Origin of the sequence: Pseudomonas sp. LS-2 (assembly GCF_003605735.1) — a bacterium.
Taxonomy (GTDB): domain Bacteria; phylum Pseudomonadota; class Gammaproteobacteria; order Pseudomonadales; family Pseudomonadaceae; genus Aquipseudomonas.
This window is the reverse complement of record NZ_QXTJ01000014.1, coordinates 171121-186166: the sequence shown is the minus strand read 5'-3', so window position 1 is coordinate 186166 and position 15046 is coordinate 171121. Positions and strand designations below refer to the sequence as shown.

General features: G+C 54.8%; 7 protein-coding genes and 4 pseudogenes. 4 read left to right on the top strand and 7 right to left on the bottom strand.

The genetic code is table 11. The annotated features are described in order from the left end of the window. Positions 1-392: 392 nt before the first annotated feature. Both D3M70_RS07915 and D3M70_RS07910 read right to left on the bottom strand, forming a co-directional pair. Positions 393-1292 carry a LysR substrate-binding domain-containing protein gene (locus D3M70_RS07915; RefSeq protein WP_120125241.1) on the bottom strand — a complete coding sequence of 300 codons (900 nt, stop codon included), beginning with the start codon at positions 1290-1292 and terminating at the stop codon, positions 393-395. Beyond that, positions 1289-2227: a LysR family transcriptional regulator gene (locus D3M70_RS07910; protein WP_120125240.1), complete on the bottom strand. Its 939-nt coding sequence runs from the start codon at positions 2225-2227 to the stop codon at positions 1289-1291. The genes D3M70_RS07915 and D3M70_RS07910 overlap by 4 nt, the downstream gene beginning before the upstream one ends. Before the next feature lie 119 nt (positions 2228-2346). Here D3M70_RS07910 and D3M70_RS07905 point away from each other — a divergent pair. Beyond that, a pseudogene (locus D3M70_RS07905) lies at positions 2347-3722 on the top strand (L-serine ammonia-lyase). A 78-nt stretch (positions 3723-3800) separates the two neighbouring features. Here the strand turns inward: D3M70_RS07905 and D3M70_RS07900 are convergent. Next, positions 3801-4025 (bottom strand): hypothetical protein, encoded by a 225-nt coding sequence (locus tag D3M70_RS07900; RefSeq protein ID WP_177418380.1) that lies wholly within the window; start codon positions 4023-4025, stop codon positions 3801-3803. Between the two features lie 698 nt (positions 4026-4723). Between D3M70_RS07900 and D3M70_RS07895 the strand changes: the two genes are divergently transcribed. Next, positions 4724-5095: a hypothetical protein gene (locus tag D3M70_RS07895; protein WP_256659751.1), complete on the top strand. Its 372-nt coding sequence runs from the start codon at positions 4724-4726 to the stop codon at positions 5093-5095. A 255-nt stretch (positions 5096-5350) separates the two neighbouring features. Here D3M70_RS07895 and D3M70_RS07890 read toward each other — a convergent pair whose 3' ends face one another. Both D3M70_RS07890 and D3M70_RS07880 read right to left on the bottom strand, forming a co-directional pair. Next, positions 5351-6724: a hypothetical protein gene (locus tag D3M70_RS07890; protein ID WP_120125239.1), complete on the bottom strand. Its 1374-nt coding sequence runs from the start codon at positions 6722-6724 to the stop codon at positions 5351-5353. A gap of 605 nt (positions 6725-7329) precedes the next feature. Further along, positions 7330-7756 (bottom strand): annotated as a pseudogene (locus D3M70_RS07880) (transposase); the annotation flags it as partial. 688 nt (positions 7757-8444) lie between these two features. On the opposite strand from D3M70_RS07880, the gene D3M70_RS07875 reads away from it, so the two are divergent. Both D3M70_RS07875 and glyA read left to right on the top strand, forming a co-directional pair. Next, entirely contained in the window at positions 8445-12227 is a 3783-nt protein-coding gene (locus tag D3M70_RS07875; RefSeq protein ID WP_120125238.1) for an EAL domain-containing protein, read from the top strand. 280 nt (positions 12228-12507) lie between these two features. Then, positions 12508-13761, top strand: a complete 1254-nt coding sequence (gene glyA / locus D3M70_RS07870; protein ID WP_120125237.1) for a serine hydroxymethyltransferase — start codon at positions 12508-12510, stop codon at positions 13759-13761. 172 nt (positions 13762-13933) lie between these two features. Here glyA and D3M70_RS07865 read toward each other — a convergent pair. After that, positions 13934-14779, bottom strand: a pseudogene (locus D3M70_RS07865) (GTP-binding protein); the annotation flags it as partial. A gap of 1 nt (position 14780) precedes the next feature. Continuing rightward, positions 14781-14873 (bottom strand): annotated as a pseudogene (locus D3M70_RS32835) (GTP-binding protein); the annotation flags it as partial. Positions 14874-15046 lie beyond the last annotated feature (173 nt).

Sequence of the window (15046 nt, the reverse complement as noted above, 5' to 3'; positions counted from 1 at the left end):
CAACCAGTCGGCAGGGCTAGCATAAGTGCACGGACTAATTGTTATTTTCGTCTGGGATGCTCTCGGCACCCGCTCCGGCTCGGTTCAACATTAGGTTGGTGCATGCCGTTGGGCAAATAGAAAATAGCCTTGCCCTATGCGCTGGTGATATACCCCCGGCGCACACGAGCTGGAGCCAGCACTGTATGGGCTGGCACGTCCGACATGTGGGGGAGACAATCCTAAGCTTCTGGTACGTTCGAACCCTACGTCGCGAACGATCATACTTGGATAGCTCACTCAGCCTAAGAAACGTGTTGTGGCTTGAGGCATTGCCTGAATTGGGATCCAATACTCTCCGCAGACGATGGTGATCGGCGATATCGCACGTATCGCTAAAAGCCAACGCCGCGTCAAAGTGATTTCATCTCAATCGAAAGCACATCCTTAACCGTCGCAATATAATCTGTAATTAGCCTGTCTGCCGTACGCTCTTTGGAATAGATCGCGAATCCCTCGTGCTTGATCACGGGCGCGAAAGGTCTTGTCACAAGGCCGTTTAGTCGGTAGTCCAAAGTTGCTAGCGGATTTAGAATTGAAACCCCAAGGCCTTGCAGCACAAGTGAGCATGTTATTGAACTGTACGACGTTTCGAGCCGCACACTTCTTTGAATCCCGGCCTTTTCGAAGCAACTATCAATTAATGAGGATCCATGCTCAGTCCGGGGTAACGAAATAAAAGGCTCATCCGCAATATCTTCAGGAGTTATGATTTCTTTCTTAGTTAGACGGTGCCCCTGTGGCATCACACACACGGCATCGACCTGATAAAGACGCTCATGTGCTAACCCGTAGCTATCATACACCTGGGACACAAGCCCAACGTCGCATGTCTGGTCCTCAACCCATCGAGCTACAGTAGTAGCATGGCTTGTGTGAATTGAAACGCTTACCTCAGGAAAGGAATTGCAAAACTTGTGCATTACCCGAGGCACCAATCCAAGCGCAAGCATCTGTACCGCCGCTACTGTCAGGGCACCACCACTAAATCGCTTGATCCGTTTCGCAGCCTCATCAAGATGATGAAGTCCTGCAAAACTTCGCTGGACCTCTCGAAAAAATGACAGCGCATCGTTTGTTGGTACAAGGCGCCCCGGTAGCCGCTCGAAGAGCTTCAATCCTGTTTTTTGCTCCAGCAAAGCGATTGATCTACTTACATTAGGCTGTGAAGTATGCAGAGTCAGTGCTGCCGCTGTCGTCGATCCCGACAACATAACAGCTCTGAACGCTTCGACCTCAGAGAACTTCATCATGGCACAGCCTCCACTGCCTGGGAGATATAATCTTTGTCATTCAAAAGCTTTGCCTGAACTAACGATTCTTCAACAAAAGCTTTAATCGCGGGATGGTGTCGCTCTTCTTTACGAAACGCCAAAAATATACTTCGGTCAACTCGCGGCTGAAGAGGTACAGCCTTAATACCTTTCAACGGCGCTACTAGCCTCAAGCCTGAAGTAATTGAGATAGAGCATCCTGATGCAACCATCCCTGCAACCATTTCAAACCCGTTGCAATGCGCATTTACCCTTGGTTTGTATCCAGCGCTTACACACAGCCGTGTTAAAAAAATATCAAAGGAACTTGAGGTTGAATCTAACGCCCATGATTCGTTGGCGAGATCCTGAATTGACAGCGTATCATGCGCAGCAAGTAGGTGCTTTTCAGGCAAGAGAACAGATAGGCAGTCTGTGATTAAAGGCACAAAGTCGAATGTATCGTGGTGCTTATCAGGTGCCGCTGCCAAATCATCGACGATGGCAATGTCAGTGTGCCAGGCACTGAGAGCGGTGAGTGCTTCTGCTGGCTCTGTTTCTTGAAATACTATCCTGAGGCCAGGATGTCTGAGCTGTAATGCAAAAGCCGTATCGCCTAGTGGCGCTGCTGCGATGGAGGGAAATGTTGCCACTTTTACATCTGCGGAAAGACTCTCTCCTAACGTCGCGATGTCAGCTTCTGCCTCCTTCAGTATACGGACAACGCGATCTGTATGGAGTATCAAAGTTTGGCCCGCAGTTGTCAGATTCACTCCCCTCCCTCTACGTTGCGTTAATTTCACTCCCACGTCTCTTTCTAGCAGCGTTATTTGCTGTGAGACAGCTGAAGGTGTGATGAACAGCGCTTTAGCTGAGGCGGCCATCGTCCCCCGCTGTGCTAGCTCTCGGAGCGTAAGCAATTTCGACAAGTCCATAAACCATCCAGAATCGTTAGAAAAATTGATGACTGGTCTAATTTTTTATAAGTAGACCTAATGATGGCAGGTTTTTATGCTTTTCGCACACAACGGCATCCACCCACCTCCGAGGCATCATGACTATAAGCGTATTCGACCTTTTCAAGATTGGCATTGGCCCGTCTAGCTCCCATACCGTGGGCCCTATGAGGGCTGCGGCAGATTTCGTAGATGGATTGCGTCAAGCGGGTCTCCTGGATTCCATCCGCGCCCTGAACGTCACCCTGTTTGGATCCTTAGCATCGACAGGCATTGGTCACGCTACAGATAATGCAGTCGTTGCGGGGCTGATGGGGCAGGACCCAGAGACTGTTGATCCTGTTCTGTTACTTGACGATATTTCCACCATTAACGCGATAGACGGGTACTCCTTGGGGGCACGCACGCCGTAGATTTCATTTGGAATCAAGATCTGATTTTTTGTGAGGAACCACTCCCATTCCATCCTAACGCTCTGCGCATTGTGTGCACGACATCAGGCGGAAATGCAATCGAAGAGACCTACTATTCGGTAGGAGGGGGATTTGTATTAACTGAAAAACAATTGACATCTAGCGATCCAACGGTCAAGCGAAATCCTATTCCGTATGATTTTAAATCTGGCAAAGAACTTCTCGCGATGTGCGCTGCGTCTAATCTTTCGATAGCTGAACTAGTTATGGATAATGAGAAAAGCTGGAAATCTGAATCCGACATACGTGATGGTCTCCTGCTAATTTGGGACGCTATGAAAAGTTGTGTTCAACAAGGGCTTGACCGCGACGGGATATTGCCGGGTGGATTAGGAATCAAAAGAAGAGCTAAACGCCTACACCAAAGTCTACTTCAGCTGGATCAACCCACTGTCATTTCCTCTACGTTAGCCCCAATGGAATGGGCTAACGTTTATGCATTGGCTGTCAATGAGGAAAATGCAGCTGGAGGGCGAGTAGTTACAGCGCCTACAAATGGTGCCGCTGGTATTATCCCTGCCGTATTACATTACTTCGTTAAATATAGCCCAAACGCCGATGATGACGACATCGTCCGTTTTTTTCTTACAGCCTCTGCTATTGGAATACTCTGCAAAACAAACGCTTCGATCTCTGGGGCTGAGGTAGGGTGTCAAGGGGAAGTCGGCTCAGCATCTGCAATGGCTGCTGCCGGTCTTGCCGAGGTCTTAGGCGGAACTCCATCTCAAGTGGAAAACGCAGCAGAGATCGCTTTGGAACACTGTCTTGGCCTCACCTGCGATCCGGTAGCAGGACTTGTCCAAGTCCCCTGTATAGAACGCAATGCCATCGCAGCTGTGAAAGCGATTAACGCCGCGCAGATGGCATTGCGAGGAAGCGGCGAACATTTCATCTCACTGGACTCGGCTAGTCGCTCGCTCCGTGATATAGGTTCAGACATGCACAGCAAATACAAAGAAACGTCCAAGGGCGGTCTAGCTGTTAACTATATCGAGTGCTAATAACGTTTAAAATCCTACGACGCTTATTTATTCGGTAAGAAATCCGTCCCTAGCTTCGGAAACTGTTAGGGTAGCCGCTTATAGCCGATATTTCCCGGTCCTGAACTGGCAATAGAACTCGATGGCAACGCTTTCAGCCTCCTCATTGATCGTGCCCTCATCATCCCGGTTCGGATCAAAACGCTCACCCCGGCGCTCAAACCATTCCTCTGCTGCCTTATCGGCATCCGCATTAATGTTGTCGAACTGGCTTATGAGTCGGGTGCTGGCTTCGTTTACGTAAAAACGATGCTGCTGGATCAAAAACTCTCTGTGTGGGTTCCACATCTGTATCAGGGTCTGCGGCCTGGGCACCTCGGCACCTCGCTGGAGGGGTGTTCAATCAAATATTGTAATCTTTAAAATGCCGGTATGATCAGCCAGCAATGATCCCGGAGAGGCTTCTACCTGGAGCCCAAGTGTAATGAGACAGGTTCTGGGGGCGAATTATCAAGCGTAGGACGCTCTGTACAGGAGCAAAGCGATGCGTACGATTTATCTTTGCAGCTAGGCAAGACGCCGACTACGTCGATTGCTTGCATTCGTCCCGCTGGTCACAGTTTGTGATAACCAAGAATGGACAGAAAATGTGCGCGCTGGTGGGTATCGAAGCAGGTGAGAGCCGCTGAGCACCATGCAGGCAAGGTGCAACAGGATTTCTACCTCCAGCGCAGGCAAGCATCGTTAAGCTATTTTTTCGTTAATCTTGAAGGTTAACGAAAAAATAGCTTAACGATCTCATTCCGGTGTGACCCGCTTGTGGGTCAGAACTGGCCATCAGTGCCTGAACAGTGGTCGAGCCTAGCATGTGCTCAGGGTTCAACCCTGGCCCGCCGTGGTATCGATGTCAGTCGGTAGCAGTTGGTGACGACAGGCAGCTACCGGCCAAAAGCGGACTGTGGACAGCTTCCCGTTCAGCCCCATACGCTGTTTGGTCTGAATACAATTTTCTGAGGGGAGCCATGATGCTGATACTTGCCATTGATCGAGACAGCGTCCATGCGGGTGACGATCTGATCAGCCATGCCAACTCAGTCAGGCTCGATCCGACTGCAACATTGGGTACAGCGTTAGAAGCCATACAGACCATGCACTACCTGCCCAGCATCAGTGGAGATGAAGCTACCTGGATTATCTGCGCGTCAGGCCAACCAATTGGTGTTCTCGCACAGCAATGGGAGGCCCCCAAACTGGTGGTACCAATTGAGAGCCCAGTGACGCAGTTTTTTGGAGAAGATGAACCTCTCCTTTTCTTTAGATACTGGTGCCAAACAGATCCTCACGTTGTTTTCTCACGCATCGCAGCAGGAGAAGTGTTGGCTTCCCGTTATTAGGGTTCCCAGCTGAAGAAGCAGCCGGATGTCTGCTTTGGATTGAGAGCTGCCTCTGGGCCAATTCCGCATAGCGGGTTCCTGTGGGGCCTGGACCGCTTCGCGAATTTAGCCAGGGGTGAAAGGCATTCGCCTCGAAGCAGTTTGAGGAACCGGCTCATATCGGCCAGAACGACATTGAGCATCTACGAAATCCGGGCCGGTCCAAACCGAATTCTATGAGTTTGCTTCTGAAGGGTCGCGCGGCGGTCCAGCCGTCTAATGAATACCGTTTTTCCAACCCGCTTTTGGGGGCTGCCATCCCAAGACAGGCCCGACATGAACTGTAATTCCGTAGGCGTATGACTCCTGTTTATACGGAGGCCCACAATAGAGGATTGCTACGCATTCATTAGCAAGCATTTTATAAATGCTATTTTCAGTTCCGCAGCTATAGAGCAGCGCAACACTGAAAAGCTCCTCGTCGAGAAAAGCGTTGACGGTCATATAAAGTGCTTTATCATCAGGTTCGTTGACTTTCACGTTCCAGCCAGCATCGCGCAAAGGTCGGACCAAATCAGTCATACATTGCTTAGAAAGGAGGGCCTTACGGAGCAATACGCCATTGTCTGCCGGCAATGCTGGGACAAGGCGTCCATACTTCTGGAAGTGATCCTGTTCAGCGAGTTTCAGCTTCATCTGAACATCCCCTCGAAGCAGAGCCTGTTGCCAGAGAAACGTACTATCGTCATTCATATCAGGGAGAAAAAACGAAACACTGTGAGAGGCGTCGTACCAGGACTCAATAGCCGCAAGTGTCGCGAGCGCAACTACCATCCGAGCAAAATTCGCAGGTTTCTGCCATGACGCTACGGTGCCGTGCGCAAACATGTGTCGATTGAGCCAAGTTACACCCCGGTATTCGCTGGTATTACAGAAAAAATGATTCTTGAGCCATCTCCGGAATGTCTCGAAGGCGAATACACGTTCATCTTGCCCGAATAGGTAGTCACAAGTCCTATATCCAGACGGTACCCACATGTTTTCAAAGTGCAGCCGTGCAGCAGTTTCGATCGCGCGGTTTATTGCATGATCAATTTTATCCGCAGCAGTAGCTTTAGGCCCGAGGTCAGAAACAATTCTTGTCAAACTGCCTTCGATAGCCGGTATCAAAGTTCCAACGCTAGTAGCCCAATAACCGCTATACGCCCCTAAATAGGCCTCCCGCGCCAACGGCACGATCTCTTTAAGGCTGCGAGCAAGGGGCAAGATCTGTTCGATACAAACCGCTTGGAAAGCCAATGTGTATAGCGTTGACGTGTGATAATCGAAAAGCTCAAGCGCACGCTCTCTAGGTACACTTCTGACAGAACTAAGCAGCTTAAATAATTCACCCATCGGTAGCCAAAGCGGCATAAACCACTCGACCTTGTCCCAAAGATCAGCTTGATCGTCGTGTTGCTTTCGCCTTACTTCCCAGCTTTCATCGCCGGAGACTGGTATTGTAGGAAAACATGCTTTGCCACCGTCGACACTGAGGACAATACATGGCGTCGGATGGAACGCACCGATATCTGCAAACTTCGCGACCGGATTAGTCAATCTTTTTTCGCTAGCCCACTTTTCAATGAGTTCCGGTGTCAAAGCGCTCAACGACGACTCATTAAGCGCGCGGCGCCAAATTCCACTAAATTTCATCTCGAGATTAGATAAAGATATTAAGCCCATCCTAAGTGCACTCGTAGTTAAATTTGTTCAGCAATTTACCACGATTTCTGGGCTCGGCTGCCCCTGAGCATGGGACAAGCGAACGTCCGCTCTACAGTTTGGAGTGGCCTGGTATGCCGCATTGAGTGGACCGGCCGCTATGGGTCGATAGCTGACTGTGGCACGAAAGCATAATTGGCTGCTGTAGCCCTATTTGCCGTACGGGGTTTGTCATGAGTAAGATAAAGTTGGGTGCGTACGGCATTTCGCCATTCCGCAGGTTAAGTTTCAGCACAGGTCGGATCGCTAGTGAGGTCCCCGTATGCCTGCGCCAAACACGCCCGCATCAACCGTAGTCCCACGTCGCAAATCCTGACTGCCAAGGCGCTAGCAGTCGTTGAACGATTTAGCGACATCGAGGCTGTAAGCGGCATTGTCCAAGTAGTCACCGCTATCGCTGCGCTGCTGTGAGCTAGCAGCTCGGCAAGCCTGTCCTATGAAGCCGTCTTAATCCTTAGCGCCGATGATTTCATGACCCGTTTCAAATTTTAGGCGAGCACATTCAAGCTCATTTCTGCGCTCACTCCGGCCAGCTTTCGGGTCAGGAGGCGCGTCGCATTCATCCATTGCTTAAGCGTCCCGAAGGGATGCTCAACCATCAGCTTTCGGACTCGCATCATCTCCGATGATTTGATCAGCCGGTTCTGCATTTCCTCCGATACAGCGTCATGCTCCCAGTGTCTGATTCGTCGTGCTGTACTGGGTGTGCACTGCGATGTCAAGGCACAGCCTAGGCATTTCGAACCCCAGTAACGGTATAAACTCAGACCTTTTTCAACGCTGGAAAAAAACGCCGAATCAATGCCTCTCCAGCCGGACAAATGTATTCATTTTTTAAAGCGTCGTAGATGAAGGCATCATTGTTGAAACGCGTATCGGCTTGGCAGCTGATGTCATCGGCTTCGGCACATTAGCGGTGTGATATCTGCATCGTGATACCTGACATGGAGCAATCAGAGGTCGCTTAAAAAAGTTAGGTTTTGGAGCCGAAATTGGCTCAAAACCATCAAAAGCTAACTAAAAGCTCTGCCCTGACGCAGGACAGCGAGCAAAAAAAATGTTGGGCAGGCTTGAAAACTAGTAACCGTCGGGGCTGGGCTTCAGGCCGCAAAACATGACTAAAACCTAATAGGGTAGATAACCGTATTGAGCCATGGAATGAAAACCTGGGTTATGACAGTGAATAAAGGCGCGAACCAGCGTTACAAAGCCGGTGCTCCGTCGCAAAATCAGCGTTTATTTATCTTCGCAACTTGCCGTCGGCCGCTTCCGGGCCTTGAATTGATGAGGCTTGACCAGAATAGCCGCGACAAAACTTCCGAGTACCGGTAATAAAGCTGGAGCAATGTTTGCAAGCGTTGCGCAAGGCTTGCAGAAATCGGGCACGTCGCGCGTGGCGCAAAGCTACCCGAATGCAGTCGACAGGGCAAACCGTGCAGCCCAATGGGGCTGGCACTCTGCCACAAGTCAGGGCATGCTAGCCGCCATTTGGGCGTCGAGCTTATAGTGCATAACGCACACGCTGATTCAGTCCAGCAGTCAGGATCACAGTTTGTCCACACCAACCTCCACCTCTGCATTGCGCTCTTCCAAAAGCGCGACGGCCATGCCTTTGCGAGGCTCGCTCAAAGGCGCACTGGCAGTGCTGGTGCTGCTCATGCTCGTGCTTTTGTTATGGCAACTGATCGAGCAGTTCCAGCAGACTCAAGAACGCCAGCACCAGCGCAGCGTCGACTACAGCATTCAACTGGCGGATCGGCTGAGCCTGAATATGGCGCTCGATGCCCAGGTTGCACTCAACATGCTGGACGATGCCAGGAACCGGCCTCAAACGGACGAACAGCGCGCGGCGATGCTCGATCGGCTGCGTCAGTCGCTGCCCGGCCTGCGCAGCCTGGCATGGCTGGACAGCAACGCGAGCATTGTCGCCGATAGCGCTCAGGGCAGTCAGGACGCCGACTTTTTGACTCGTCAGCGCGAGCGGATCCAGGGTCGTACCTACTATTACGCCGATGCACAGGACGATTCGCTGTTCTACCTGTTCGTTCGCCAGCCCGGTAACGACAGCGAACGCTACTGGGCACTGCGCATGAGCACGCAGGCACTCAAGTCTCTGACCCGACAAAGCGACCAGGACTTTCAACCCGCCTGGCAGCTGGAAAACCGTTCCACCCAGCGCCTGATCTACCGCAACCAGGTCGTCAGTGAAAGGGCCGCCGACAGCGTCCAGACCGTCCTGCTCGAACCACTGACCAACAGCGACTGGCAACTGCGAGGCCTGTTCGATCCTGACAAGGCACGCGAAATCCTGATCGCACCGCTGGTGGTCAAATGCCTGATTGCGCTGCTCTGCTCCATCATTCCCCTGCTGGCCCTGCGCAGCCTGCGGCGCCGCCAACTGCAACTGCATGAGAGCCGCCGCCGCTACAAAGACATCTTCGAAGGGACTGGCGTCGCACTCTGCGTGCTCGACCTGTCCGATCTCCCGGAGTACCTGAAGCATTTACAGCTCAACGACAGCGCCGATCTGCACAAGCGCCTGGCCGACGACCCGGATCAACTCACCGGTCTGCTGCATCAGTTACGTATAACCGAAGTCAATCAGGTCGCCGCCAGCCTGCTTCGCGCCGACTCCGCCGAACAGGTCTGGCAGCAGTTGATCGAAGGCTGTCCTCGCTCCAACCAAGGCATCGGCTTGCAGTTGATCAGCGCCGTCCTTGATCGCCAGCCGCAGCTGGAACTGGAAATCCTGCTGCCCGATGCCGATGGACAGGATCAGCACTTGTGGCTGGTAGTCCGACTGCCCGAGCAGCCGGAAGAATTCAATGCCGTGATCCTCAATATCAACGATGTCACCAATCGCAAGCAGGCCGAACTGGCGCTGCTGGAGCGAGAAAGTTTCTGGTCGGATGTCGTTCGCACCGTTCCCGATCACCTCTACGTTCAGGACGTCGTCAGCCGACGCATGATCTACAGCAACCATCACCTGGGCCAGACACTGGGCTATAGCAGAGACGAGCTGCAGCAGATGGGGGAGTACTTCTGGGAAATTCTCCTGCATCAGGATGATATCGAACGCTACGAACAGTTGCGGGTGACCCGCACCCAGGAAGGCCGGAACGCGTTGACCGAATGCCAGTTGCGGTTCCGTGACCGCCATGGAAACTGGCGCCGCTTCGACATCCGCGAACAGGCACTCGCCCCCGACAAGAACGGCCGCGTCACACGGATTATCGGGGTCGCCAAAGACATCACCGAACAGATCGAGGCCGGCCAGTCTCTGCGCGACAGTGAACAACGCTATCGCATGCTCGCTGAAAGCATCAGCGACGTGATCTTCTCGACCGATCCACAACTGGCGCCCAACTACGTCAGCCCCTCCGTCAACGCGGTACTGGGCTACAGCGCCGAATGGATCTTGCAGAACGGCTGGAACTCGATCATCGCCAACCCTCAGCAATTGTCGACGCTGTACGCGCTGTTGCACCGGGTCAGCAAGGCGCGTGGCAAGCCGGATGCGCTGGCAGCGTTGCGCAACGAGGTGACGTCGCAGCTGTTTCTGTTCGACTGTCTGCGCGCCGATGGACGCAAGATTCCGGGGGAGTTCAGGCTGGTCCTGGTGTGGGACGACGCCGGCGCGTTCGAAGGCATTCTCGGTGTTGGCCGTGACATCAGCCAGCAGCGGCGTGCAGAAAAAGACCTGCGCATGGCGGCAACGGTATTCGAACACTCCACCTCAGCGATCCTGATCACCGACCCTGCCGGTTACATCGTCCAGGCCAATGATGCGTTCAGTCGGGTGAGCGGCTATGCCGTCTCCCAGGTGCTCGATCAAATGCCGATGATGCTGACCGTCGAGGACCAGCAAGAAGCGCACATGGGGTATGTCCTCAAGCAGCTGTATCAACGCGGCAGTTGGGAGGGCGAACTCTGGCTCAAGCGCCGCGACGGCGAGCACTATCCGGCCTGGGTCGGCATCACGGCAGTCTTCGACGACGAAGGTGATCTGGCGAGCTACGTGTGTTTCTTCAGCGACATCAGCGAACGCAAGGCCAGCGAACAGCGTATCCACCGACTGGCCTATTACGACGCCCTGACTCACCTGCCCAACCGCACATTGTTTCAGGACCGTCTGCACACCGCCCTGCAGCACGCCGAGCGTCAGCATGCGTGGGTGGTGTTGATGTTCCTGGATCTGGACCGTTTCAAGCCTATCAACGACTCGCTCGGCCACGCCGCTGGCGATCGCATGCTCAAGGAAATGGCTTTGCGCCTGCTGGCGTGTGTAGCCGAAGACGATACCGTGGCGCGCATGGGCGGCGACGAGTTCACCCTGCTGCTGCAACCGGGCGCCACGCAACAGGCGGCATTGACCCGCGCCATCCATGTGGCTGAACAGATTCTGGCGAGCCTGGTGAAACCGTTCGTGCTCGAAGGCCGCGAGTTCTTCGTCACCGCCAGCATCGGCATCGCGCTGAGTCCTCAGGACGGCAACGAACTGAGCCAGTTGATGAAGAACGCCGACACGGCGATGTATCACGCCAAGGAGCGCGGCAAGAATAACTTCCAGTTCTATCAGGCTGACATGAACGCCAGCGCCCTGGAGCGCCTGGAGCTGGAAAGCGACCTGCGTCACGCGTTGGAGCAGGAAGAGTTCACCCTGTATTACCAACCGCAGTTCAGCGGCGACGGCAAGCGCCTGACCGGTACCGAGGCACTGTTGCGCTGGCGTCATCCGCGTCGGGGGCTGGTGCCGCCAGGGGACTTCATCCCGGTCCTGGAAGAACTCGGGCTGGTCGTGGAAGTCGGCGAGTGGGTGCTCAAGGAAGCCTGCCGCCAGTTGCGCGAATGGCACAAGGCCAAGGTTCGCGTGCCCAAGGTGTCGGTCAACATCTCCGCGCGGCAGTTTTCCGATGGGCAGTTGGGCATGCGCATTGCCAATATCCTTCAGGAAACGGGGTTGCCGCCGGCATGCCTGGAGCTTGAGCTGACCGAAAGTATCCTGATGCGCGAAGTCAGCGAGGCCATGCAGATCCTCGACGGCCTCAAACGTCTGGGCTTGAGCATTGCGGTCGACGACTTCGGCACCGGCTACTCGTCGCTGAATTACCTCAAGCAGTTCCCCATCGACGTGCTGAAGATCGACCGCACCTTCGTTGACGGTCTGCCTTCGGGCGAGCAGGACGCGCAAATCGCCCGCGCCATTATCGCCATGGCTCACAGCCTGAACCTGGCGGTCATCGCCGAGGGTGTGGAGACCCACGAGCAGCTTGAGTTCCTGCGTGAACACGGCTGCGACGAGGTGCAGGGCTACCTGTTCGGTCGCCCGATGCCGGCCCAGCGCTTCGAAGCGCAATTCAGCAATGACGCGCTGTTTATGCTCGATTGAATGAATCGGCGCTCAGCTTTTTATGCTGGATTGATATGACACGGCGCCCACCGTAGCAGTCCGGCTTGCCGGCGGCAGCGATCCTGAGGACGTCACCGCCGGCAAGCCGGACTGCTACAGGATCAGGTGTCAGCCGTTCAGCCGTTCAGCCGTTCAGCCGTTCAGCCGTTCAGCCGCATGAAAACCGCTTGTCCACGACATGACCGGCTTTCATATGCCAGATAAAAGCCGATGGGGTAGAATGCCCCCCTTTTCTACCGCCTGATCCCCGAGGACCGCCATGTTCAGCCGTAATTTGACTATCGCCAAGTACGACTCCGACCTGTATGCCGCTATGGAGCAAGAAGCCAAGCGCCAGGAAGCGCACATCGAGCTGATCGCCTCGGAAAACTACACCAGCCCAGCCGTCATGGAAGCCCAAGGTTCGGTACTGACCAACAAGTACGCGGAAGGCTACCCGGGCAAGCGTTACTACGGCGGCTGTGAATACGTCGACATCGTTGAGCAACTGGCCATCGACCGCGCCAAAGAGCTGTTCGGCGCCGACTACGCCAACGTTCAGCCGCACGCTGGCTCGCAAGCCAACAGCGCCGTTTACCTGGCTCTGCTGAACGCCGGCGACACCATTCTGGGCATGAGCCTGGCCCACGGTGGTCACCTGACTCACGGCGCCAGCGTTTCTTCCTCCGGCAAGCTGTACAACGCTGTTCAGTACGGCATCGACGGCAATGGCTTGATCGACTACGACGAAGTCGAGCGCCTGGCGGTCGAGCACAAGCCAAAAATGATCGTGGCCGGTTTCTCGGCCTACTCGCAGATTCTGGACTTCGCCCGCTTCCGCGCCATCGCTGACAAGGTCGGTGCTTACCTGTTCGTCGACATGGCTCACGTGGCCGGTCTGGTCGCCGCCGGCGTCTACCCGAACCCGGTTCCATTCGCTGACGTCGTGACCACCACCACCCACAAGACCCTGCGCGGTCCGCGTGGCGGCCTGATCCTGGCAAAAGCCAACGCCGAGATCGAGAAGAAACTGAACTCGGCCGTATTCCCGGGCGGTCAGGGCGGTCCTCTGGAGCACGTCATCGCGGCCAAGGCAATCTGCTTCAAGGAAGCACTGCAGCCTGAGTTCAAGACTTACCAGCAGCAAGTCGTGAAGAACGCCAAGGCCATGGCCGCGGTGTTCATCGAGCGCGGTTTCGACGTGGTGTCCGGCGGTACCGAAAACCACCTGTTCCTGCTGTCCCTGATCAAGCAGGACATCTCCGGTAAAGACGCCGACGCCGCGCTGGGCAAGGCGTTCATCACCGTGAACAAGAACTCCGTGCCAAACGACCCACGCTCCCCGTTCGTCACTTCCGGCCTGCGCTTTGGTACTCCGGCCGTCACCACTCGTGGCTTCAAGGAAGCAGAGTGCAAGGAACTGGCTGGCTGGATCTGCGACATCCTGGCTGACCTGAACAACGAAGCGGTGATCGACGCCGTTCGCGAGAAAGTCAAAGCCATCTGCGCCAAACTGCCGGTTTACGGCGCTTGATAGCAGTCGCTTGAACTGAAAAGCCCGGCTCTTGAGCCGGGCTTTTTGTTGGCAGTGATGAGTACCCCGTAGGAGTGAGCTTGCTCGCGATGGGCTAGGTCAGACACTGCTCTGGCAACTGACGTACCGAATCGCGAGCAAGCTCACTCCTACGATTGCCCGGTGAGCAGACTTACTGCGCCGCCACCCTGGCAAACCCTTCCCGAATCTTTTCTTCCGGCAGATCATCGGCGATGAACACGATCACACTCTCGCGCTTTTCGTCTGCGCCCCACTCCACATCGAAGTCGAAGCCGTACAGTTTCAATACGCCCTGAAACACCAGCTTGCGGTCTTCACCGGCGATGTTGAGCACGCCTTTGTAGCGCAGCAACTGTTTGCCGTGGTCTTCGAGCAACTCGTTCATGAACTCGCTGAGTTTGTCGATATCCAGCGCCTTGTCACTGCGCAACACCAGACTGCTGATGCGGTCGATGGAGCGCCCAGCCGGCGCCGCCGGACGAAGCACCATGCCGCCGACATCGGCATTGAGGTTGAAACCACGCACATCGAGCAGCTCAGCCAGATCGATCTTGCCATGCTCGACCACGCGGATCGGGGCACGGCGGTTGATGCGGGTCAGTCGGTCGCTCAAGGCGTTGAAGGTCGCCTCGTCTACCAGATCCGTCTTGCTCACCAGCAACCGGTCAGCGAAGCCGATCTGCGCCTGAGCGATGGTTTGTTCAAGGTGGGTGTCGGCGTGGGCGGCGTCCACCAGGGTGATGATGCCGTCCAGGATGTAACGCTCGCGCAGCTCTTCGTCGATGAAGAACGTCTGTGCCACGGGGGCGGGATCGGCCAGACCGGTGCACTCGATCACCAGACGGTCGAATGCGATCTCGCCACTGTCCAGCCGTTCCAGCAGCAAGAACAGCGCCTTGGTCAGGTCGGTGTGAATGGTGCAGCACACGCAGCCGTTGGACAGGGTCATGACCTGCACCGGCTCGTCGCCCAGCAACTGGGTGTCGACGCCTGCATCNCTCTTCCTTGAGCAGGTGACGCAGCAACGTGGTCTTGCCCGCGCCGAGAAAACCACTCAGGACGGTGACGGGTATCGGTTGCGAAGCGGTCATGCGCTCTCCTAACGTGTCAATACTTCTAACTGTAGGAGCGCGCTTGCCCGCGATTCCTGTCTGTCTGTGCCTGATATGGCGACTGACACAACGCGATCGCGGGCAAGCGCGCTCCTACAAGGTGGAATGGAGCCAAGGTATCAGCCAAATGAAAACGCGCCACGACAGGCGTG